Raw genomic sequence first — 23,106 nt, forward strand, 5'->3', positions numbered from 1 at the left:
TTTATATGGAAAATTTCACCTTTTTTTAACTGTTTGTTTATCTTTTTCATAATGAGGTTCTTAGCTGTAAATTATTTTTAATAAGAATAATATTTTTGTCTAAGCCGTAAGTTAACGGTACTTTTGCGTACATATATAGAAACTATTTAATATGCGTATAGGAGTTGTTTGTTATCCTACTTTTGGAGGAAGCGGAGTGGTAGCTACAGAAATAGGTATGGCTTTGGCTAATAAAGGGTATGAAGTTCATTTTATTACCTATAATCTTCCTGTAAGGCTAGATTTAATTTCTAGTGGAATTCATTTTCATCAGGTACAAATAGAGGAATATTCTTTATTTCATTACCAACCTTATGAATTGGCTTTGTCTAGTAAAATGGTACAAGTTGCAGAAAAATACAACTTAGAGTTGTTGCATGTACATTATGCAATTCCTCATGCCTATGCAGCCTATATGGCAAAGCAAATGTTACGAGAAAAAGGAATTGATATTAGAGTTGTGACTACTTTGCATGGTACAGATATTACTTTGGTAGGAAGTCATCCTAATTATAAAACAGCTGTAGAATTTAGTATCAATCATTCTGATGTGGTAACAACCGTTTCTAAAAGTTTAAGAGATGATACTTATCGTTTGTTTGATATTAATAGAGAAATAGAAGTGGTGTATAATTTTATCGAAATAGATAAATATGCAAAACACCCTATGGGAGGTGAAGAATGCCAAAGAGGAAGTATTGCAACGGAGGATGAATTTATTTTAACTCATATAAGTAATTACAGACCTGTTAAGCGTGCTAAAGATGTAGTAAAGATATTTGCTAAGGTTTTAGAAAAAAAGCCTGCTAAATTAATGCTAGTAGGACAAGGACCAGAAATGGTAGAAGTAAAGCGTTTGGCTAGAGAGTTAGGAGTTTTTGATAAAATATTATTTTTAGGAAATAGTTTAGAAGTTAATAAAATTCTTTGTTATTCTGATGTATTTATTTTGCCATCAAAATCCGAAAGTTTTGGATTGGCTGCTTTAGAAGCAATGGCGGCTAAAACACCGGTTATATCTACCAATACAGGAGGTTTACCAGAAGTTAACATCCACGGAATTACTGGTTTTTTAAGTGATGTAAAAGATGTTGATGATATGGCTAAGAATACCTTAAAATTAATAGAAAGCAAAGAAATTCTAGAAGGTTATAAGCAAAATGCCTTTGAAAGAGCAAAAACGTTTAGTATAGATCAAGTATTGCCACAATATGAGGCTATTTATAAAAGCTTGGTAGTTACAACGGCTTAAGCGTTTTGTAAGTAAAAAAAATAAGCATAAAAAAAGGTCTTCATAAAAATTATGAAGACCTTTTTAAGTTGTAATAAGAATACTTAAATCTTTTTTAATTGATCTTTCATCAATTTAATTTGATCTGCTAGCATTCCGTGTTTGTCTAATTTTTTAGCTTCGTTTAAAAGAGTTGTAGCTTCTCTTTTTCTACGTCTGCTCATTGCAATTCCAGCCAAGTTTAATTTAGCCATTGCAACATCGTGTCCCATGCGCAAACCTAAACTTAAAGCTTTCTTTAATAATTTTTCACCTTGGCTCATGTTCTTTTGAACTACCATTAAACCTTGTAGGTAATAATAATAGGCTTGCTGAGAACCAATTAAAGCCATTTCTGGTTTTTTAATTTTATTTAACCATTTTTCAGTTCCTTCTAAGTTTTGTTTTCTCATTTGTAAAAATGCCAATAATAAAATTTCATTTTTAAAATAAAAGAATACAAAGATTCCTGCTAATAATAGTAATAGAATACCGTTACCGATATTTTCATCAATAAATTGTAATACAGCTAATATTGTTACTCCAGCTGCTAAAACTAATTTTAAATACTTGTGAAACATGTTGATTGTTTGTAGTTATAAGAATTGCAAATTTACATTTTTAATAACGGATTTAACAATCCTTATTATTTTTTGTAGTATTTTTTAAATTTTAAGTAAGCAAATATTGCAATAACAGCTACAATAGCTATAGAATAGTATACAAAACTAGGAGTTACTACTTGGTCTCCACTAGCATAAGAGTGCAACCCAGATAAGTAAAAGTTTACTCCAAAATAAGTCATCATAATACTGGCAAAAGCGTAAACAGATACAATGTTAAAGGCAAATTTACTTCTTAAACCTGGAACCAAGCGCATGTGTAATACAAAAGCATATACCATAATACTAATTAAAGCCCAGGTTTCCTTAGGATCCCATCCCCAGTAACGACCCCAACTTTCGTTAGCCCACATACCTCCTAAAAAGTTACCAATCGTTAACATAATAACTCCAACAGTCATACTCATTTCGTTAATGATGGTTAACTCATCAATTTTATGTTTTAAAGATTTTTTATTTTTCTCAGTTGTTAAGATCATTAAGATTAAAGCGACTAAGCCTAAAATCATACTTAAAGTAAAAGGTCCATAACTAGCTACAATAATAGCTACGTGAATCATTAACCAATAAGAGTTTAATACAGGCTGTAGGTTTGCAATTTGAGGATCCATCCAGTTCCAATGTGCAATCATTAAAATCATGGCTGTAACAAAAGTTGTTGCGGCAATAGTTAATGATGATTTTCGTCCAAAAATTAACCCAAATAACATGGTTGCCCAAGCTACATATATAATAGATTCATAAGCATCAGACCATGGAGCATGTCCACTAATAAACCATCTAACTCCTAAACCGGCTGTTTGTAGTACAAATAAGAAAATAACAATAGCAGTAGAACCTTTAATAAGACCTCTAATTACTTTTCCGTCTTTAAAAATTTGAACAATAATGAATAAGAATAAGAACGTACTCATGTACATATAATATGAGAAAAGCTTCTTAAAAATATCGTATTTGTTGTAAGTAATTTCAAAGTCAATTTTCTTTTGACTAGGGTACACTTCTGCTCCGTATTTTTTCTGGAAGTTTTTAATTCCGTCTAAAATCTCGTTAGCTTCACTATAATTTCCAGAAGTTTTTGCTTGCCATAAAGTTTGTCTGTAAGCAGGTAAAATTTGTTTTACAAAAACAGAATCAATACCCGTAAAACCAGCGGTACTTAGTTCTAATTGAGAAACCCATTTGTTATTGGTATCGTTCATCATTGGAAAAATACGCATAATGCTTCCGCTTATAGCTGTGTATAGCAATCCTACTCTCTTATCAATGTTGATGACATCTTTTTCAAAAGCACTTTTCTTTTGATTTTTTTCAGCATCAGCAACATAAGTAGTTAATTTATAATTTCCAGAAGGATCAATAAAGTTAGATAAAGAAGCATATTTGGTGTCTTTGTCTATTCCTAAAATAGTTCTAATTTTAGTATCCTTTTTTTCTAAATAAATAACAGGTGCCTCGTACCACATTCTAGGGTTTTCTACCATAGATAAAAATACTTGGTTGGCATCTAAATCGTTATAAGTATCTTTTTTACTAACTTTTCTTAGTAATTCACTAGCAAAAGTATTGATAGGTTTCATTCTACCACCAGCATCTTGAATAACAAGTTTACTAAACTCTAAAGCGTGTTCTGGTTTTGCTGCATATTTTAGAATGGCAGCCTTTACCTCTTCAGGAGACATCACTTTTTGCTTACTTTCTACATGAGGATCATTGCTATCTGCATCATGGTTGTGTTCTTCGTGATTGTGACCTTCGTGGTTATGCTCATCATGATTGTGTTCTTGCGCAAAACTAAAAGCACTAGTTAAACCAATTAATAAAGCTACAACTGTTGTTTTATTTTTTAATTTATTCAAACGCTTACTTAATTGTCCAAAACGAGTTTCTTTCATAAATAAGGTTAATAACAATCCTGCATACAAAGCAAAGTAACCTATATAAGTAATTGTAGTACCAACAGCATCGTGGTTAACAGAAAGTCTAGTTTCTTCTTTAGGTCCAGATAAATCGTAACTAGATTGGAAAAATTTATAGCCTTTGTAATTTAAAATATGATTCATAAAAATTCTAAAATCAAATGTATTATTATCCACTTCATCAATTAAGGTAATTTCACTAGCGTAAGATGCTGCAGATTCTGAACCGGGATATTTTTCCAATTGAAAATCGTTTAGTTTAATGTAAAAAGGAAGCTTTAACATTCTAGATCCGTAAGAAATATTAAAATTTAAGCCTGCTAATGTAAAAGGAACAGGTTTGTTAGAAGTGTATTGTCCTCCTTTTACTTGTACCAAAGTCATTTTATCATTAGAAGTTACCTTTAAAGTTATCATAGCTTCTGGAAAAGCTTTTTTGTCTTTGGCAGAAATTACTTTCATTTCACCAGTAATTGGTTTTTCTGGAACCACAAAACTTAATCCTGCAATTTGGTGTAAGCTTAAGTAGTTAAATTTTTCAGCTTTCCCTTTTGTAATTTCTCCATTAAATCTATCGGCCATTCTCATATATGTACCGTTGTGTTTAGATTCTAAATAAAGTTCACCATCAATTTCTGTAAAGTTTACAGAAGCATCTTCACCATTTTCGTATCCTACTAAAATTCCGTGAATGTTTTCTATATCTCCTTTTTTAACATAATGATCGTGTCTACTACCAGAACTAGATTCTACAAAATGAATGTATTGATCTCCTGATTCTGATTTGGTAAACTCCGTTTTTGCATTAGGAATATAATCAGTTAGCTCTATATCTATTTTTTGACCTCTAAAATCTGTAGAAACATGGTACGATGCTTTTCCTTTTGCTGATAACAAAATAGGAGCATGTACATTTTTTTCTTCTTTAAAGTTGTGAAAGTTTAAATTTAAGTATGTTTTTTCTGAAAAGAATACATTTGATTTTTCTCCTTCAATAATTGGCATTACTCCCTCGTAACTAACATATCTAGTAACTGCAGCTCCAATAATAATTAATAAAAACGAAAGGTGAAATAACAGTACAGACCACTTTGCTTTTTTATAGAGTCTATATTTAAAAATGTTTCCTATAAAATTAATAACAAATAGAGCCATAATAGCTTCAAACCACCAAGTGTTGTATACTAGTGCTTTAGAGGTTTCGGTACCATAATCGTTTTCTATAAAAGTAGCTATTCCCATTGCGGCTCCAAACACAACAAATAGCACAGCCATTAAACGAGTACTGTATAGAATATTCCAGATTTTTTTCATCGGATGCTTAAGTTTTTTAAAGTTGCTAAATTACGTAATATTGAACGAAATACTCAGCAATAATAGAGCCAATACGCTTATATATTTTACATTTTTTTTATTTAGAATGGTATTAAGTTTTTACCGGTTTCTTTTTTGAAATAATAATTTATATTAGCTGAAAAAAAACACTATATGCGCAAATTTGACGTAGCTGTTGTAGGAAGTGGACCCTCTGGTGCTTCTGCAGCATTTCATTTAGCTAAAGCTGGACTTAAAACGGTAATTTTAGAAAAAGAAACTTTACCTAGATATAAAGTCTGTGGAGGTGGTTTTGTATACAGAGGTAGAAAAAATATGCCTTTTGATATTTCTGAAGTAGTAGATATTGAGTTTAATAAGATTGATATCTACATGGGAAAAAAGTTACATTTTGTTACAGAACGTAAAGAGCCAATTGTTTCTTTAGTTATGCGTGATATTTTTGATAATTTAATTGTTAAAAAAGGACAAGAGTTAGGGGTAGAGCTTATAGAAGGGTGTAAGGTTACTAAAATTGAAAAGAAAGATGATGTTGTAGAGTTAGAAACTACTCAAGGTCTTGTTTCTGCAAAATACGTAATTGCTGCCGATGGTGTTTACAGTCAAGTAGCTAAAATGGCTGGATGGGAAAAAGATACTCGAAATTTAATTCCCGCTTTAGAGTATGAAATAGAAGTAAATGATGCTGATTTTGAACGTTTGTCTAAAGAAATTCGTTTTGATATTGATGCAATTCCTGCAGGGTATGGATGGTGTTTTCCTAAAGAGAAACATTTGTCTATTGGGGTAGGAGCTATTTTAAAAGAGGATAGAAAAATAAAAGAATACTGTGCTGACTATATTAAGTTTTTAGGAATAGAAGAAATTATTAGTATAGAGAAACATGGTTATCAAATTCCTGTAACACCTAGGTTAGATGGTTTTGTTAAAAACAATGTATTTTTAATTGGAGATGCTGCTGGTTTTGCAGATCCGTTAACCGCAGAAGGAATATCTAATGCTATATATAGTGGTAAGTTAGTTGCAGAGGCTATTGCAGAGGCTGGAGATGATAGTGAAAAAGCTGCTAAAACTTATACAGATATTATTGAAAGTACTATTATGCCAGAGTTGTTAACTTCTATGAAATTGGCAAAATTGTTTTACAGCAGTAAATTGATAAGAAAAACCCTGATGAAAAATTATGGTCAGCGTTTTAGTGAAGCGATGACTGATATTTTTATGGGAGAAAAATTATATCCTAAAGATGTAATGGGAAAAATAAAAGAGAAGTTAAAAGAAAAGATGGTTTTTTAAGAAATATAAGAATATAAAAAAACGCTTAGCAAATTGCTAAGCGTTTTTTTTGTTTTATGCTTTTGATTTTTTTCCTTGGAATAAGTAAATCACACATATTAAAATAACAACTAATAAAATAGAAACTCCATACTTGTGTAGCCAAGCTACAATAGTTTCAAAATGCTTACTAGTTAGCCAGAAATATAAAATACCTGCAATAACTCCAATAACTCCACTAATTCCATATTTTTTACTGCTAGCTAGGGTTTTAATATTTTGTAATAAAGCCGAAAAAGAAAAGGCTACAACTACAACTACAACCAAAGTACTTACAAAACTAATGCTGTTTGAGTTTATGTTTAAAGAAGTTAACATTAAAATTAACAACTCACTAACAATAATGGTGGCTAAGGCTCCTACTTTCATATAATTAATTTTATTTTTTGCTAAAGATATTATTTTAAAAGTAAAAAGCCTCGCTAATTTAGCGAGGCTTTTTTATTATCGTTTGTTAGAATTAAGCAATTCCGTCAATAATTGTGTTTAAAGTAGCACTTGCTCTCATTACATCAAAAGCTAATGTTTGATCTAATAAGTAGTAACCACCAATATTAGCAGGTTTTCCTTGTACAGAAATTAATTCTTCAACAATTTTAGCTTCATTAGCTGTTAAAGCTTCTGCTACAGGAGTAAAGATAGCCTTTAATTCAGCATCTTTATCTTGAGCAGCTAACTCTTGAGCCCAATATAATCCTAAATAGAAGTGAGAACCTCTGTTGTCTATACCACCAATTTTACGTGTTGGAGATTTGTCAGTATCTAAGAATTTACCAGTTGCAGCATCTAAAGTATCTGCTAATACTTGTGCTTGTGGGTTATTGTATCTACCACTTAAGTGTTCTAAAGAAACCGCTAATGCTAAAAATTCTCCTAAAGAATCCCAACGTAAGTAGTTTTCTTCAACCAATTGCTGAACGTGTTTTGGAGCAGATCCTCCAGCACCAGTTTCAAACAATCCTCCACCGTTCATTAAAGGAACAATAGATAACATTTTAGCAGAAGTACCTAATTCTAAAATTGGGAATAAATCTGTTAAGTAATCACGTAATACGTTTCCTGTTACAGAAATAGTTTCTAATCCTGCTTTTACTCTTTCTAAAGTATATAAAGTAGCTTCAATAGGAGACTTGATTAAAATTTCTAATCCAGTAGTATCGTGATCTTTTAAATAAGTGTTTACTTTTTTGATGATTTCAGCATCGTGAGCTCTGTTATCGTCTAACCAAAATACAGCAGGAGAACCTGTTGCTTTTGCTCTGTTAACGGCTAACTTAACCCAGTCTTGAATAGGAGCATCTTTTACTTGACACATTCTAAAAATGTCTCCAGCTTCTACAGTTTGTTCTAATAATACGTTTCCTTCTTTATCAACAACTTGTACAGTTCCTGCTTCGTCTAATTGGAAAGTTTTATCGTGAGATCCATATTCTTCTGCTTTTTGAGCCATTAACCCTACGTTAGGAGTTGTTCCCATAGTAGTTGGATCAAAAGCACCATTTTCTTTACAGAAATCAATAGTTGCTTGGAAAACTCCAGCATAACATCTATCTGGAATTAACGCTTTAGTGTCTTGTTGTTTTCCTTCTGCATTCCACATTTGACCAGAAGTACGAATCATTGCTGGCATAGAAGCATCAACAATTACGTCAGACGGTACGTGTAAGTTGGTAATTCCTTTGTCAGAATTTACCATAGCTACAGCAGGAGCATCTGCATACACTGCATCAATAGCGGCTTTTACTTCAGCTTCTTTAGGGTGTCCAGCTATTTTAGCATACACATCACCTAAACCGTTTGTAGCAGTTACACCTAATTCAGTAAATAAATCAGCGTATTTTTCAAAAACGTCTTTATAGAAAACTTCTACAATCGCTCCAAAAATAATAGGATCAGAAACTTTCATCATGGTTGCTTTCATATGTAATGATAACAACACTCCATTTTCTTTTGCATCTGTAATTTCTTTAGCAGCATATTCTTTTAAAGAATTAATGCTCATTACAGAAGAGTCAATAATTTCTCCAGCTTTTAAAGGAGCAAATCCTTTTAAGTCGGTACCGTTAAATGTAATTTTAAATTCAGTAGCGTTTGCTATTGTTGTAGATTTTTCAGAACCGTAAAAATCATTAGCTTCCATAGAGGCTACGTGAGTTTTAGAGTCTTTTTCCCATTTACCCATACGGTGTGGGTTTTTTTTAGCGTAGTTTTTAACTGCTTTTGGAGCTCTACGGTCAGAATTTCCTTCTCTTAATACAGGGTTTACTGCAGATCCTAAAACCTTAGCGTAATTTGCTTTGATTTGCTTTTCTTCTTCTGTTGCAGGGTTAGCAGGGTAATTAGGAATGTTAAAACCTTTAGATTGTAACTCTTTAATAGCTGCTTGTAACTGAGGAATAGATGCAGAAACGTTAGGTAATTTTATAATATTAGCCTCTGGAGTTTTAGCTAATTCTCCTAATTCAGCCAAAGCATCAGAAATTTTTTGATCATCTGTTAAAAAATCAGGAAAGTTAGCTAATATTCTTCCTGCTAAAGAGATGTCTCTTGTTTCAACTTCAATACCTGCCTTGCTTGTGAAAGCTTTGATAATTGGTAATAATGAATACGTGGCTAAAGCGGGTGCTTCGTCCGTAAGCGTATAGATGATTTTTGAATTTTCTGTTGCCATTTTAATTCTTTAAATATTTATTTTTGATAGTTCTACTTTACAAACGCAAGGTTCATAAGTTTTGCAAATGTACTAATATATTTAGCTTATTTGGTATCCTGTTAAAATCATAACGATTTTGTGAAAAACTGTGCTATTTTAAATTTATAAAAAAAGCTCAATACAATGTATTGAGCTTTTAAAACTGTGGAATAAAAAGAAATTATTTTCTTCTAACTTCTTTAATTCTTGCTTTTTTACCAGTAAGTTCTTTAAAGTAGTAAATTCTAGCTCTACGAACTTTACCTTGTTTGTTCAATTCGATTTTTTGAATAGCTGGTAAGTTGATTGGGAAGATACGCTCTACACCAATTGTTCCAGACATTTTACGAATTGTAAATGTTTCTGAAGATCCAGTTCCTCTTCTTTGGATTACTACACCCTTAAAAAACTGAGTTCTTGTTTTAGCCCCTTCTTTAATTTCGTAGTATACAGTAATTGTATCTCCTGATTTAAAAGATGGTACTTCTTTTTTTGCTACAAATTCTTCTTGTACGAATTTTACTAAATCTGCCATTGTATTTTATTTAATGGTTTTTATCTGAAACAACATTCACGAGTATCGTCAGAGGTTAATTCAGGACTGCAAAAATAATAACAATAATTTAAATAACTATAAAAATGTTGTTATTTTTTATAGGAATATTTTTGTTGTTAATGTGTTGATATACTGTTGCTAATCTTCTAAAAGATCGGGTCTTACTCTTTCTGTAATTTCTAAGGCTTTGTCAGATCTCCATTCTTCTATTTTAGGAAAATTTCCACTGGTTAAAACTTCGGGAACTTTGGTTCCTTTGTAATCGGCAGGTCTTGTGTATACTGGAGGTGATAACAAATCGTCTTGAAAAGAATCTGTTAAAGCAGAAGTTTCATCACCTAAAACCCCTGGAATCAATCTAAGAATGGTGTCGCACAAAACAGCAGCACCCAATTCACCACCACTTAATACATAATCACCAATAGAAATTTCTTTGGTAATAAATAAATCTCTTACTCGCTGATCTACTCCTTTGTAATGACCGCATAAAATAATCATATTTTCTTTCATAGAAAGATGATTGGCGGTGCGTTGGTTTAGGGTAGGAGCATCGGGAGTCATGTAAATAACTTCGTCGTAGTCTCTTTCTGCTTTTAGTTTGCTAATACAAGCATCTATAGGTTCTATCATTAAAACCATTCCAGCACCTCCACCAAATTGCATATCATCAATTTTACCGTAATCATTAATGGCATAATCTCTTAAATTATGAAAGTGAACTTCTGCCAAGCCTTTGTCTTGAGCTCTTTTCATAATAGAGTGCTCAAACGGACTTTTGATTAATTCTGGTGAAACGGTAATAATATCTATACGCATGAGAAAGTTTTTTGCAAAAGTAAGTGTTTAGTATCAAGTATCAAGTATCAAGTACAAAGTATTCAGTACAAAGCTATCCGATTACTACTAGATACCATATACCCGATACTTTGTACTATACAGAAGCTTTAATCATTCTGTGGTTTCCAAATACATCTTTTTTTAGTTCAATATTTTTAAATCCAATGTTTTGTAACAATTCAACAGTTTCTTTTCCTAAATATTGATTGATTTCGTAATACAATGCTCCGTTGGGTTTTAAAGATATAAGAGCTAATTCTGCTATTTTCTTATAAAAAATTAAAGGATCATCATCTGCAACAAATAAGGCCAAATGAGGTTCATAGTCCAATACATTTTTTTCAATTTCTACTTTTTCTAGATTTCTAACATAGGGTGGATTGCTTACAATTACATCGTAAGTTGCTGTAAGTTTTTCAGTAGCTAAAATATCTTGATGTAAAAATTGAACATCTGCTTTGTTGTAAGTTGCGTTTCTTTTGGCAGTTTCAATAGCTTTGTTAGAAACATCAATAGTACTAACCTTGGCATTTTCTAATTTTTTGGAAAGCGCAATAGGAATACATCCAGATCCGGTTCCGATGTCTAAAATATTGGGGGATATGGTTTTGGAAAAATCGTTTAAAATCCAAAGAATTAGCTCTTCTGTTTCGGGTCTTGGAATTAATACATGTTGATTTACTTCCAGTTTTAAATCCATAAACTCTGTAAAACCAATTAAATGCTGAATGGGTTGATGTTGGCTTAATCCGTTTAAAATTTTATTAATCTTTGAAATAGAGTCTCCTGAAACTTCCATATTTGGATTTAAAGCAAAGTCAATTTTAGATAATTCTAATATATCTTCTAAAATCAATTTAAAAAAAGAATCCAATTCAGTTTTAGGGTAATGACTCTCTAAAGTGGTATAAAGTTTTTGTTTAAATGCTAGTAAAGTCATTAATTGGCTTATTTATTGATATTTTTGTTGCGAGTACAAATATACACATATGAAGTTCGTAAAAATAAGTTTCCTTTTTATAGCTACAATTTTTGTAGTGTCTTGTTCAAATTTAAAAGCTCCGGAGTATAGAGGAGTGGGAGATGTAAAAGTTTCCAAAATAATAAATGATTCTATTACCATTAAAGCGGGTTTAAAGTTTAACAACCCCAATAGAGTGGGCGGAAAAATGACTTTAAAAGATTTACATGCGGTGGTCAATAATATTGATTTAGGGAATCTAAAAAATCAGGAAGTAAAAGTACCTTCTAGAAAAGATTTCTCGGTTCCTTTAGAGATTAAATTATCTTACGGTCAATTGTTCGATTCTAAAAAAGGATTGTTAGGTTCTATTTTGAGTAGTATTTTAACCAATCAGATAGATGTAAAGTTAGATGGAAAGGCAACTTTTATAAAGTTTTTGGTAACCAAAGAATACCCTATTCATTTTTCTGAAAAAGTTAAAATATTAAAATAATGGATGCGATGCATTTAACATATATGCAACGTGCTGTTGATTTGGCACAAAAAGGAACTAGATTAGCCTATCCTAATCCGTCTGTAGGGGCTGTAGTTGTATGTGATGGTAACATTATAGGAGAAGGATATACAAATGCTTACGGAGGTGCGCATGCAGAAGTAAATGCGATTAATGCTGTAAAAGATGAAAGTTTACTAAGTAGATCTACTTTATATGTAACCTTAGAACCTTGTGCACACTATGGAAAAACTCCTCCCTGTGCTAATTTAATAGAAGCAAAAAAAATTCCTAAAATCTATATAGGTTGTATGGATACTTTTTCTAAAGTATCGGGTAAGGGAATAGAAATTTTGTTAAAAGCAGGACGAGAAGTACACGTAGGAGTTTTAGAAGAAAAATGTTTGGAGTTACACAAACGATTCTTAACGTTTCATAACAAGAAAAGACCTTATGTAGTTTTAAAATGGGCAGAGACCCAAGATGGTTTTATAGATAAAGATAGAACTGTTGATGTTTTAGAAGAGGCAAAACCCACATGGATTTCTAACGAATTGTCTAGGCAAAAAGTACATCAAATAAGAGCCGTAGAACACGCAATTATGGTGGGGACTAAAACGGCATTAAAAGACAATCCAACCTTAACGACTCGTACTTTTTCAGGAGTGTCTCCTGTAAGAATATTGGTAGATAGAACCTTAAAAGTTCCTGACAATTATAACTTATACGATGGAAAAGTTAAAACCATTGTTTTTACAGAAAGAGAAGTTGCAAGTAACAATGTTTTAGGAAAAAAAATAGATTTTTCAGTAAATATTCTTCCTCAAATTCTAGAGGGATTGTATCAAGAAAACATACAATCAGTATTGGTAGAAGGAGGAAAGCAATTGTTAACATCTTTTATAGAAAACAATCTGTGGGATGAGGCTACTGTTTTTGTAGGAACATCTGTGTTTGGTAATGGAGTAAAAGCTCCTGACTTAAAAATACAACCACAAAAACAATCTGTTGTTAAGGGAGATTTGTGGCAACATTATAGCAATATTTAATGGTTTATCTTTTACTAAGTATTTTTTTTACAACTGCTGTTTTTTTAACAATTAAAGAATTTAATCGTTTTAAAATAGACAATCTGATAGGGATTGTAGTAAGTTATTTTACAGCCTTATTGATTGGTAACTTTTATAGTGGCACTCAGATTTCTTATAGTTATTTACTAGACAAAACTTGGGTTTGGGGTGCTATTTGTATTTCTATATTCTTTATTATCGTATTTAATTTAATGGCGGTTACGGCACAAAAAGGAGGTTTGTCTGTAATGTCTGTGGCAAATAAAATGAGTGTAGTCATTCCCATTAGTATGGGAGTTGTTTTGTATAACGAAGCGTTAGGTGTTACAAAAGCACTAGGAATTGTAATGGCTTTGTTAGGAGTCTGGTTTACCTCCAAGAAAACGGGAGTAGATCAATTTGATAAACGATATTGGTATTTGCCTTTTTTTATTTTTATAGGAAGTGGTATTGCAGATTCTATACTAAATCATATGCAAACTTTATATGTGCCTCAAAAAGAATTAGCAGTGTTTTCAACATCGTTGTTTTTGTTTTGCGGATTAATAGGAGTTGTGGTTTGCTTAATAAAGTACTTGTTAGGAAGTTTACAATTTTCTTTAAAAAGTGTAATAGGTGGTTTGGTGTTGGGTGTTCCTAATTATTTTTCTATTTATTTCTTTTTAAAAGCCTTATCACAAGGTACCTATGCAACTTCTTTAGTGTTTTCTTTAAATAATTTATTAGTGGTTTTGCTATCCGTTTTTTTAGGAGTTGTTTTGTATAAAGAAAAACTAAGTCAACAAAACTATTTAGGAATAGGAATGTCTGTTGTGGCCATTGTGCTTTTATATTTTGCCTTATGAGTAAAGAGTTAACTACATACAAAACTATTGATAATCCTGTAGAGCAAGTGTTGTACAAGGATAAAGGGAGTAAGTTTATAGGTTATTTATTTCCTGTAACTTCAGAAGAAGAAGTAAAACAATATTTAGAAGAAATTAAAAAAAAATATCACGATGCTAGACACTGGTGTTATGCTTATCGTTTGGGGTTTGATGGGTTAACCTATAGGGTAAATGATGATGGAGAACCTAGTAATACAGCAGGGCAGCCTATTTACGGACAATTATTAGCCAATGATGTAACAAACGTGTTTCTAATTGTAGTTCGTTATTTTGGAGGTGTTAAACTTGGAGTAGGAGGTTTAATTAAGGCTTATAGAACTTGTGCAGAAGAAACATTAGCAGAAGCTGTAATAGAGGAGAAAACCATAAAAAGCACATTCCAGATTCATAGTACTTACGAACATGTTGATAAAGTAATGCGAATTATAAAAACGTATGATTTAGAAATTGAACAACAAGAAATGTATTTAGATTGTAATTTTACACTACTTAGTCCGGTTGCAATATTTAACAACGTAATTCTTGCTTTTGAAGAATTACGTTGCGTAAAAATTCGTATTCCAAAAGAGAAATAATTTAGGGATTCAAAATTGCTTTTAAAATATTTTCAGGACATCTAATAGGTCTGTTTTTTTTCATGTCTACAAACACCAATGTTGATTCTCCGGTTGTTAACAATTCATCGTCTTGATTGTACACTTCATAGGTGAAAATTATCTTAACATCGGGAACCTGTTTAATCGCAGTTTTTATAGTTAATAAATCGTCATATTTAGCAGGTTTTTTAAAATTTGTATTTAAGTTTACAACAGGCAACATTACACCTTGGTCTTCCATATCTTTGTAAGATATGTTTGCGTGTCTAAGCCACTCAATTCTAGCGGTTTCAAAGTATTTGGCATAGTTACTGTGATGCACATATTGCATCTTATCTGTTTCGTAATATTTAACTCTAAAACTATAGTTTTTACTTATCATAGGTTTATCTTAATTTTATTCTTAGTGTATGTAAAAAAAACATGAAATACAATAGGCAATAGGTTTTTTTATAATGTATTTTATTCACACTTTTGTAGTCCCCAAGAGGTACCTTCTTTTATTAATTTAGGTTAACTAAACTAGGTGCGAAAATAAACGAATAAAACGAAATTAATAAGTGCTAACTAATACTATGATAAAAACAGCCGAAGATGTGTGGGCTTCCTGCTTAAGATTTATTAAGGACAATATTACCCCTGTTGGATACAAAACATGGTTTGAACCCATTGTACCTGTTAAATTAGAAGGCGGAGCTTTGACTATTCAGGTTCCAAGTAAATTCTTTTTCGAATTTTTGGAAGAGAACTATGTTAAAATCATGAGAAGTGCTTTAGTAAGAGAGTTGGGGAAAGATGCTAGGTTATTGTATGATGTAAGATTAGAAAACTCTTACAGTAGTAAAGTACCACAAACGGTAAAAATACCTAGTTCTAACAGAGCTCCTATGAAGGCTCAGAATGTAACATATCCTGCTAAAAATATTAGTAGAGAAGTAAAGAATCCATTTATTATACCAGGTTTACAAAAGGTAAAGGTGGAGTCTAACCTAAATCCAAATTATTGTTTTGAAAACTTTATGGAAGGAGAGTCTAATAGGTTGGGTAGATCGGCAGGTATGGCTGTTGCTAACAAACCAGGAGGAACTTCTTTTAATCCGTTAATGATTTACGGAGGAGTAGGGTTAGGTAAAACACATTTAGCACATGCTATTGGAGTTCAGGTAAAAGATAAATATCCAGATAAAACAGTATTGTACGTATCTACAGAAAAGTTTATTCAACAATATGGAGATGCGGTTTTAAAAAACAATAACAGAAATGATTTTTTACATTTTTATCAAATGATAGATGTGTTAATTGTAGATGATATTCAGTTTTTATCAGGAAAAACAAAAACTCAAGATGCATTTTTCCAAATATTTAACGAATTGCATCAAAATGGAAAGCAAGTCATTTTAACATCAGACAAAGCTCCTGTAGATATGCAGGATATAGAACAACGTTTGTTATCTCGTTTTAAATGGGGATTGTCTGCAGAATTACAAGCACCAGATTACGAAACTAGAATTCATATTTTAAAAAACCGCTTGTATAGAGACGGTGTTGAAGTACCGGAGGAAGTTATTGAGTTTATTGCTAAGCACATAAAAACAAATGTTAGAGAGTTAGAGGGAGTTGTTACTTCTTTAATAGCACAATCTGCATTTAATAAAAAAGAATTTAGCTTAACATTGGCTAAAGGAATTGTAGATAAATTTGTTAAGAATACTAAAAAAGAGGTTTCTGTAGATTACATTCAGAAAGTGGTTTCTAAATATTTTGAAATAGATTTAGCAACTTTACAATCTAAAACAAGAAAACGTCACATTGTACAAGCTAGACAATTGGCTATGTATTTCTCTAAGAAATTAACAAAATCTTCTTTAGCAAGTATTGGTGCACAAATAGGAAAAAGAGATCATGCTACGGTATTACATGCTTGTAAAACGGTAGATAATTTAGCGGCTACAGACAAGAATTTTAAAACGTATGTAGAAGAGATTTCTAAAAAATTATCTTTCTAAACATGAAGCCCACTAAGGTTTTAATGGTTTGTTTGGGGAATATTTGTAGATCTCCATTAGCAGAAGGGATTTTAAAATCCAAAGTAGATTCAAATACTATTATAGTTGATTCTGCGGGTACTGGTGCTTACCATGTAGGTAATTTACCCGATTTAAGATCTATTCAAGTTGCTGAAAAACATGGGTTAGATATTACAGATCAACGAGCAAGAAAAATTCAAACATCAGATTTAGATACTTTTGATTATATCTATGCAATGGATGCTTCTAATTATAGAAACATACTAAGCTTAGCAAAAATAGAGGCTCAAAAAGCTAAAGTTTTTATGATTATGAATGAACTACAGCCTGGTGAAGATATTTCTGTACCAGATCCTTATTACGGAGGAGGTGATGGTTTTGAAAACGTGTATCAAATGTTAGATAAGGCATGTGATGTTGTTGTTAAAAAAATAAGTGAGTAAACATGAGAGGAAATTTATATTTAATACCCACTACTTTAGGAGATAATGAACCCTTAGAGGTAATGCCAATATCGGTAAAGTCTGTGGTAGAAAGTTTGAATCATTTTATTGTTGAAAACGAAAAATCTGCTAGAAGGTTTATTAAAAAAATAACTCCTTCAAAATCCCAACCTAGTTTAGAATTAAAATTGATTGATAAGTATGTAGATGCTGTAGAAGTAAATTCATATTTAGATGTTTGCATGGAAGGGCAATCTATTGGTTTACTTTCCGAAGCGGGAGTTCCTGCAGTAGCAGATCCAGGTTCTGATGTAGTAGCTTTAGCTCATAAAAAAGGAATTAGAGTAATACCATTGGTAGGACCTTCTTCTATTTTAATGGCTATGATGGCTAGTGGAATGAACGGGCAAAGTTTTGCTTTTAATGGGTATTTACCTATTGATAAAGCAGATAGAAAAAGAGAAATTAAACGTTTGGAGCGTTTGTCTAAAGAACATAAGCAATCTCAAATTTTTATTGAGACACCTTATCGTAATCACAAAATGCTAGATGACTTAAAGGCTACTTTATCATCAAGTACTAATTTGTGTATTGCAGCAGATATTACCATGCCTAATGAGTATATTAAAACCTATACCGTGGCAGAGTGGAAAAATCAAAAGCCGGAACTACATAAAATTCCAGCTATTTTTATAATACATGCTCAAAGCTAATTTTTTAATCAAATATTAAAAAGCTAAATCTGAATAAGATTTGGCTTTTTGGATGTTAAGAAACAGATTTTCTTAATCTATTCTTATTTTGTTAATGGTAAAATCTAGATTTTTAATACCATCTTTTACTTCGTTAATTCTAGAATTGGTATAATACAGTTCGTTATTATAAATACTAAAAGTATCAGCCCATCTAACTTTTTCTCCTTCGACAAAAACTTCTATTTGATTTGTTGAAGTTTTTAATCTCATTATTTTGTTATTTTCTAAGTCTGCCAAATACAAATTTCCAGATTTGTCTAAAATCATGCCATCTGGTGCGGGAGTTTTTTTAATAAATTGCACACTGTTCTGAATTTCTTGTTCTGTACCGTTGATTAAGATATCTGTAGGGATTGCATAGAGACTATATCCCGTTAAAGAATGATAGTACAGTAAATCTTTGTTGCTATCTAAAGCAATACCATCAGAATGGACTGTATTTGTCCATGTACCGTTGTTAAATGTTAAGGATTTTTTTTCTGCAAGTGTAGAATTATGATTATCTAAAACTCTTTTAAAGTCTCCTGATTCCAAGTCTAAAATTAAAAGCCCAGCGTGACCAGAATCTGTAAAATAAGCCTTGTTGTTTTTAGAATCTATACGTAAATCATTGATGTAGGAATCTTTGTGAAAGCTGTTTTCTGAAAGTATATATGTTCTAGTTAATTGATGCGTATTTAAATTAAACACAAATACTCTAGGATTGCTTTCTACTCCTTTAAATAATGGGTTTCTAGTGTCTAAAACATATAGTTTGTTGTTGTGTGCTACTACGGATTGTACGGCAACAAAAATAGAATCGTTTGTTGGGGTGTTTAGGTTCCAAGAATTCCATTTTTGGTTAGGATAAGGAGTGGCCATTCCTTTGTTATCAATTTGTACTACGGAATTTTTAACACCTTGTCTCCATCTAGGAAAATTTGCAAATACTTGTCCTTTATTACTAACTGTTACACCGGTAACTTGTTGTCCTTTAAAAGAAGCAACCTGGATAATCGTTTTAGGTTTAGAACTGCAGCTAATTAAGAATAATGTACAAATAGATAATAAAAAGTGATTCATGTAAAGGTTGTTTTTTTATAAAATGAATTTATCTATGTACTCTTTGGTTGTTTAACCAACGCTGATAGGCAAAAGCATTTCTGTTGTGTTGACTTAATGTTTTTGCAAAGTTATGCGTACCAAAATTTTCTGGACTAGCACAAAAGTAATAGTAAGAATGTCTTTCTGCATTAAGAACCGCATCAATGGCATCAATATCTGGCATAGCAATAGCCGATGGGGGAATACCTCTGTTTAAATAAGTATTGTATGGTGAATTGTGTTTTAAGTCTTTTTTTAAAACTCGTTTAATCACTGTGTCACGTCCGTATTTTTCTTTTAAAGCATAAATAATCGTTGGATCGGCTTGTAAAGGCATGCCAATTCTAACTCTGTTTAAATACACTCCTGCAACTCTTTTTCTTTCGGGTTTGTGTTGTGTTTCTTTGTGTACAATAGCAGCAATGGTAATTACTTCGTTTTTAGATAAATTTAAACTCTTGGCTTTGTTAATTCTATCCTCATTCCAAAAACGATGGTATGCATTTAGTAATTTGTTTCTTAATGCATTTGGGGAAATATTCCAATAACAATCATAGGTGTAGGGCATACAAATATTTAAAACTGTTTTGTGTGTAAAACCTTCTTGTTTTAAAAAAGCAGTATCTGTTAAACTGTTTAAAATACTGATAGAATCTGCTTCTATTTGTTGGGCTAATCGTCCTGCTAAATCTTCTATATAATTCTGATTGTTAAAGGTAACTTTTACTGGAGTTTGTTTTCCACTGCGTAATAAATTAATCAATTCATTAGCGTTTAATCCTTCTTTTAACACATACATTCCTGGTTTTACATGATTGTATTTTTTTAAAGAAATCACTTTTTTTACATCATCAATATCTGTACATACAGAGCTAAGAGTATGAATAACATCTTCAACAGTATCTGTAGATTTTAGATATACTTTTGTAGGTTGATTGATTTGGCTACTGTAAATAATAGAGTAATAATACAATCCGATAGAGAGAATTAGCAAAGTAAAAATTCCTAGGCTATAATATATTTTTTTCATGAATGATTAAGGGTGAATCAATTGATAAAAGGCAACATCTTTAAATTTTCCATCGCTAAAAATCCAATCTTTACGAACACCCACGTTTTGATATCCTAATTTTTCAAAAAGCTGGATGCTGTTTTTATTGTCGGTTGCTATGTTAGCGTATAGTTGTCTTAGATTTAAAGAAGAAAAAGCATAGTTATTTAGTAGTTTAATGGCTTCTGTTGCATATCCTTTTTGTTGGTGTGTTTGGTCTATTAAAACACCAATACCTGCACGTAAATGTTGTGGGCTAAAATCAAATAAATCAATCATGCCCACAATGTTATGTTGTTTGTTTTCTATAGCAAATCTAAGTTGTTTTGCTTCGTAAATGTCTAAATGACTATTTTCTAAATATTGTTTTAAAAGATAACGAGAGTAAGGAGTTTGCGTACTACTAACTTCCCAATAAGCTTCGTTATTCTCTATATGGTATAGAAATTCCAAATCTTCGGGTTCTAGGGCACGTAATTTTATTAAATTTCCCGTTAGTTTACTCATTGTAACTTAAGTTTCCTTTAAATACAAAAGTAGCAGGTCCTTTTAAAAATACATCTTTATATCCGTTTTCTGTAGGAGTAAAAGATACTTCTAATTCACCACCTTCTACTTGTAAAGGTACTTTAGTGTTGGTGGTTTGTTTTTGTTCATACATGGCAATGGCAACAGCAGTTACACCTGTTCCACAAGCAAGAGTTTCATCTTCTACACCTCTTTCGTACGTTCTTACTCTAAATTTTCCATTGCTAAGCGATTCTACAAAATTCACATTGGTTCCTTCTTGAAAATACGGAGCACCATAACGAATTTCAGATCCGTCGTTTTTTACATCGTAGTTTTCAATATTTTCTACCAATTGAACGTGGTGAGGAGATCCTGTGTTTAAAAAACAGTGATTGTTGTAAACTTCAATAGTATCAACATCAATCATTTGCAAATTGGTAATTCCATCTTGGTAAGAAGCATAATGCAATCCATCCACCGCATCAAAAGTTGTTTCTGTTTCAAAAATCCCTAATTTATGAGCAAAAGCAACTAGACATCTACCTCCGTTTCCACACATAGTACTTTCAGTACCGTCAGAATTGTAATAGACCATTGTAAAGTCATAAGTGTCAGATGGATTTAACAACATCAACCCATCAGCTCCTACACCAAATCTTCTGTCGCATAAGAAGTTGACTAGTTTTGTGTTTTCTCTAGGAAAGCTTAAATCACGATTGTCTATCACTACAAAATCGTTTCCTGTACCTTGATATTTATAAAAAGTAATTTCCATTTTAATTTGTATTGAGCCTACAAAAATACAAAGAAAAATGTGCTTGCAACGTACGTGCTATATTTTGAACAGATTTTTGTGTGTAGTTAAATAGAATTGTAACTTTAAAAAAAAACATGAATTATATTGTTCAATTATTAGTGAATGCCTTAGCGGTAATTATTATTGCTAATTTTTTACCTGGGGTAGAGGTAGATAGTATGTCTACTGCTGTTTGGGTAGCTTTGGTATTGAGTATTTTAAACTTATTTGTAAAACCTGTGTTAGTGTTACTAACTTTGCCAATAACGGTATTTACTTTAGGAATTTTTCTGTTAGTTATTAATGCTATTATTATAAACATGGCAGCTTATTTAACATCAGGGTTTTCTGTAAGTAGTTTGTGGGTTGCTTTGTTGTTTAGTTTGTTACTATCCATCTTAGAATCTATTTTGTCTTCTGTTTTTGGCTTAGAAAAAAAATAAGCTTAAAAGTAATGTACCTTTAAGCTTATTTAAAATAATGTAATTGGTTGGGTTACAGTTTTGGTTCCCAACCTTTTTCGTAATCTCTTTTCCAATGTTTTAGAGCTTCTCTATCTTTTATAACTCTACCTGTTTTGGTGTTGATATTTAATGTTCTTCCCAATTGTTGAGAAATATTCCCTAAATGACAAGTCATAGTTGTAATACTAGCATCAGTAATTGGAGAGTTTTGTTGTTCTCCTAAACGGATAGCGTTAAAAAAGTTAGCAATATGTCTAACATCTAATCCACCAGCACCTGCTGTGTTTAATGTTGCACTCTTTTCTTTTTCATCTACTTTTTTAATTAAATTACCTCCTAAATCAAATAATTGATAATTATTTCTGCTTAATAAAATAGAACCTTTGCTTCCGTAAATGGTAGCTCCACGTCCTGGTTGGCTAGGCATTATTTTTCCACGACTGTGTCCTGTCCAAGTAATAAATTTATTATCATCATATGTAAAAGTAGCCTGTTGATTGTCTGCAAATTCCCAATCATCTTTGTAGGTGTATTTACCTCCAAAAGAGGTTACTGTTTTAGGAATGTCTACTCCTAAAGCCCATCTACAAATATCAATTTCGTGGGTACCGTTGTTGTGAATTTCTCCTGTACCCCATGTTTTAAACCAGTGCCAATTGTAGGGGTGAATATTATCTCTATAAGCTTCTCTAGGGGCTGGTCCTTGCCATAAGTCCCAATCCAAATTACTAGGAACAGCAATCTTTTTACCTGTACCAATAGAACCTCTATTGTTAGAGTAGTAGGCTTCTCCTTTATAGACATCTCCAATAATTCCTTCTTTAATTTCTTTTACTGCAAGTTTACTAGTTTCAGCGGAACGTTGCTGATTTCCCATTTGTACAACTTTTCCGTATTTCTTTTGAGCAGCAACTAATAACTCATTTTCGTGTAAGTTATGACTACAAGGTTTTTCTACATATACGTGTTTTCCTGCTTGTAAAGCCATAATTGCCATAGGAGCATGCCAGTGCTCTGGAGTAGCAATAAATACGGCATCTACACTTTTATCTTCTAATACTTTTCTAAAATCTTTTTCTACTTGTGGAACGTATCCTAGAGTTTCTTGACAGAAAACATTGTTTTTTTCAATAATTTTATCATCAACATCACAGGTGTAGATAACTTTTGCTTCAGAATATCTAGCTATTGCAGATGTTAAAGATCTAGCTCTACTACGTACACCAATTACGGCTACATTTACTCTTTCATTAGCTCCTAGAATATTAGAGTATCCAAAGTTGGGTAACAAAGATGCTCCTAAAATTAATCCGGCACTACCTGTTGCTGTTTTTTTTATAAATTCTCTTCTTGTATCCATT

At 31.8% G+C, this 23,106-nt stretch carries 23 protein-coding genes; 10 read left to right on the forward strand and 13 right to left on the reverse strand.

Annotated elements, in window-relative coordinates; translation table 11 throughout:
* Nucleotides 1–151: 151 nt before the first annotated feature.
* Complete coding sequence (gene bshA, locus GGR97_RS10325; RefSeq protein ID WP_167898441.1) at nucleotides 152–1,291, forward strand: N-acetyl-alpha-D-glucosaminyl L-malate synthase BshA; 1,140 nt, start codon at nucleotides 152–154, stop codon at nucleotides 1,289–1,291.
* A gap of 83 nt (nucleotides 1,292–1,374) precedes the next feature.
* Here bshA and GGR97_RS10330 read toward each other — a convergent pair whose 3' ends face one another.
* Nucleotides 1,375–1,890, reverse strand: a complete 516-nt coding sequence (locus tag GGR97_RS10330) for a DUF2892 domain-containing protein (RefSeq protein WP_167898442.1) — start codon at nucleotides 1,888–1,890, stop codon at nucleotides 1,375–1,377.
* 65 nt (nucleotides 1,891–1,955) lie between these two features.
* Nucleotides 1,956–5,165, reverse strand: coding sequence for a cytochrome c biogenesis protein CcsA (ccsA, locus tag GGR97_RS10335; protein ID WP_167898443.1), 3,210 nt, complete (start codon nucleotides 5,163–5,165; stop codon nucleotides 1,956–1,958).
* 174 nt (nucleotides 5,166–5,339) lie between these two features.
* On the opposite strand from ccsA, the gene GGR97_RS10340 reads away from it, so the two are divergent.
* Complete coding sequence (locus GGR97_RS10340) at nucleotides 5,340–6,482, forward strand: NAD(P)/FAD-dependent oxidoreductase (RefSeq protein WP_167898444.1); 1,143 nt, start codon at nucleotides 5,340–5,342, stop codon at nucleotides 6,480–6,482.
* Between the two features lie 54 nt (nucleotides 6,483–6,536).
* Here the strand turns inward: GGR97_RS10340 and GGR97_RS10345 are convergent, their stop codons facing one another.
* From GGR97_RS10345 to prmC, 5 genes are all read right to left on the reverse strand, one after another.
* On the reverse strand, nucleotides 6,537–6,890 hold the full coding sequence (locus GGR97_RS10345) for a hypothetical protein (protein ID WP_167898445.1): 354 nt from the start codon (nucleotides 6,888–6,890) through the stop codon (nucleotides 6,537–6,539).
* Between the two features lie 91 nt (nucleotides 6,891–6,981).
* Nucleotides 6,982–9,192, reverse strand: a complete 2,211-nt coding sequence (locus tag GGR97_RS10350) for an NADP-dependent isocitrate dehydrogenase (protein WP_167898446.1) — start codon at nucleotides 9,190–9,192, stop codon at nucleotides 6,982–6,984.
* Nucleotides 9,193–9,394: 202 nt separating this feature from the next.
* On the reverse strand, nucleotides 9,395–9,748 hold the full coding sequence (gene rplS, locus GGR97_RS10355) for a 50S ribosomal protein L19 (RefSeq protein ID WP_167898447.1): 354 nt from the start codon (nucleotides 9,746–9,748) through the stop codon (nucleotides 9,395–9,397).
* Nucleotides 9,749–9,907: 159 nt separating this feature from the next.
* Nucleotides 9,908–10,585 (reverse strand): tRNA (guanosine(37)-N1)-methyltransferase TrmD, encoded by a 678-nt coding sequence (trmD, locus tag GGR97_RS10360; RefSeq protein ID WP_167898448.1) that lies wholly within the window; start codon nucleotides 10,583–10,585, stop codon nucleotides 9,908–9,910.
* Nucleotides 10,586–10,700: 115 nt separating this feature from the next.
* Entirely contained in the window at nucleotides 10,701–11,546 is an 846-nt protein-coding gene (prmC, locus tag GGR97_RS10365; protein ID WP_167898449.1) for a peptide chain release factor N(5)-glutamine methyltransferase, read from the reverse strand.
* A 49-nt stretch (nucleotides 11,547–11,595) separates the two neighbouring features.
* On the opposite strand from prmC, the gene GGR97_RS10370 reads away from it, so the two are divergent.
* The 4 genes from GGR97_RS10370 to GGR97_RS10385 are packed head-to-tail and all read left to right on the forward strand — an operon-like array spanning nucleotide 11,596 to nucleotide 14,595.
* The gene (locus tag GGR97_RS10370) at nucleotides 11,596–12,063 is read left to right on the forward strand and encodes a hypothetical protein (RefSeq protein ID WP_167898450.1); all 468 of its coding nucleotides are present in this window, start codon (nucleotides 11,596–11,598) and stop codon (nucleotides 12,061–12,063) included.
* Nucleotides 12,064–12,071: 8 nt separating this feature from the next.
* Nucleotides 12,072–13,112 (forward strand): bifunctional diaminohydroxyphosphoribosylaminopyrimidine deaminase/5-amino-6-(5-phosphoribosylamino)uracil reductase RibD, encoded by a 1,041-nt coding sequence (gene ribD, locus GGR97_RS10375; protein WP_245229490.1) that lies wholly within the window; start codon nucleotides 12,072–12,074, stop codon nucleotides 13,110–13,112.
* Entirely contained in the window at nucleotides 13,112–13,978 is an 867-nt protein-coding gene (locus GGR97_RS10380) for an EamA/RhaT family transporter (protein ID WP_167898452.1), read from the forward strand. The genes ribD and GGR97_RS10380 overlap by 1 nt, the downstream gene beginning before the upstream one ends.
* Entirely contained in the window at nucleotides 13,975–14,595 is a 621-nt protein-coding gene (locus tag GGR97_RS10385) for an IMPACT family protein (RefSeq protein WP_167898453.1), read from the forward strand. Before GGR97_RS10380 ends, GGR97_RS10385 begins: the two co-directional genes overlap by 4 nt.
* A 1-nt stretch (nucleotide 14,596) precedes the next feature.
* Here GGR97_RS10385 and GGR97_RS10390 read toward each other — a convergent pair whose 3' ends face one another.
* Nucleotides 14,597–14,998, reverse strand: coding sequence for an acyl-CoA thioesterase (locus tag GGR97_RS10390; protein WP_167898454.1), 402 nt, complete (start codon nucleotides 14,996–14,998; stop codon nucleotides 14,597–14,599).
* 193 nt (nucleotides 14,999–15,191) lie between these two features.
* Between GGR97_RS10390 and dnaA the strand changes: the two genes are divergently transcribed.
* Genes dnaA through GGR97_RS10405 form a run of 3 tightly spaced genes read left to right on the forward strand, consistent with a single transcriptional unit; the run spans nucleotide 15,192 to nucleotide 17,799 of the window.
* The gene (dnaA, locus tag GGR97_RS10395) at nucleotides 15,192–16,622 is read left to right on the forward strand and encodes a chromosomal replication initiator protein DnaA (protein WP_167898455.1); all 1,431 of its coding nucleotides are present in this window, start codon (nucleotides 15,192–15,194) and stop codon (nucleotides 16,620–16,622) included.
* A 2-nt stretch (nucleotides 16,623–16,624) separates the two neighbouring features.
* On the forward strand, nucleotides 16,625–17,086 hold the full coding sequence (locus tag GGR97_RS10400) for a low molecular weight protein-tyrosine-phosphatase (protein ID WP_167898456.1): 462 nt from the start codon (nucleotides 16,625–16,627) through the stop codon (nucleotides 17,084–17,086).
* Between the two features lie 2 nt (nucleotides 17,087–17,088).
* Nucleotides 17,089–17,799: an SAM-dependent methyltransferase gene (locus GGR97_RS10405; RefSeq protein WP_167898457.1), complete on the forward strand. Its 711-nt coding sequence runs from the start codon at nucleotides 17,089–17,091 to the stop codon at nucleotides 17,797–17,799.
* A gap of 72 nt (nucleotides 17,800–17,871) precedes the next feature.
* On the opposite strand, the gene GGR97_RS10410 is transcribed toward GGR97_RS10405, so the two are convergent.
* Genes GGR97_RS10410 through dapF form a run of 4 tightly spaced genes read right to left on the reverse strand, consistent with a single transcriptional unit; the run spans nucleotide 17,872 to nucleotide 21,260 of the window.
* Nucleotides 17,872–18,903, reverse strand: a complete 1,032-nt coding sequence (locus GGR97_RS10410; protein ID WP_167898458.1) for an L-dopachrome tautomerase-related protein — start codon at nucleotides 18,901–18,903, stop codon at nucleotides 17,872–17,874.
* Between the two features lie 28 nt (nucleotides 18,904–18,931).
* On the reverse strand, nucleotides 18,932–19,954 hold the full coding sequence (gene mltG, locus GGR97_RS10415; protein ID WP_167898459.1) for an endolytic transglycosylase MltG: 1,023 nt from the start codon (nucleotides 19,952–19,954) through the stop codon (nucleotides 18,932–18,934).
* A gap of 6 nt (nucleotides 19,955–19,960) precedes the next feature.
* Nucleotides 19,961–20,482, reverse strand: coding sequence for a GNAT family N-acetyltransferase (locus tag GGR97_RS10420; protein ID WP_167898460.1), 522 nt, complete (start codon nucleotides 20,480–20,482; stop codon nucleotides 19,961–19,963).
* Nucleotides 20,475–21,260: a diaminopimelate epimerase gene (gene dapF / locus GGR97_RS10425; RefSeq protein WP_167898461.1), complete on the reverse strand. Its 786-nt coding sequence runs from the start codon at nucleotides 21,258–21,260 to the stop codon at nucleotides 20,475–20,477. The genes GGR97_RS10420 and dapF overlap by 8 nt, the downstream gene beginning before the upstream one ends.
* A gap of 116 nt (nucleotides 21,261–21,376) precedes the next feature.
* On the opposite strand from dapF, the gene GGR97_RS10430 reads away from it, so the two are divergent.
* Nucleotides 21,377–21,724: a phage holin family protein gene (locus tag GGR97_RS10430; protein WP_167898462.1), complete on the forward strand. Its 348-nt coding sequence runs from the start codon at nucleotides 21,377–21,379 to the stop codon at nucleotides 21,722–21,724.
* Between the two features lie 52 nt (nucleotides 21,725–21,776).
* Here GGR97_RS10430 and GGR97_RS10435 read toward each other — a convergent pair whose 3' ends face one another.
* The gene (locus GGR97_RS10435; RefSeq protein ID WP_167898463.1) at nucleotides 21,777–23,105 is read right to left on the reverse strand and encodes a Gfo/Idh/MocA family protein; all 1,329 of its coding nucleotides are present in this window, start codon (nucleotides 23,103–23,105) and stop codon (nucleotides 21,777–21,779) included.
* Between the last annotated feature and the right edge of the window lies 1 nt (nucleotide 23,106).

This window comes from Wenyingzhuangia aestuarii (assembly GCF_011927765.1).
Taxonomy (GTDB): domain Bacteria; phylum Bacteroidota; class Bacteroidia; order Flavobacteriales; family Flavobacteriaceae; genus Wenyingzhuangia; species Wenyingzhuangia aestuarii.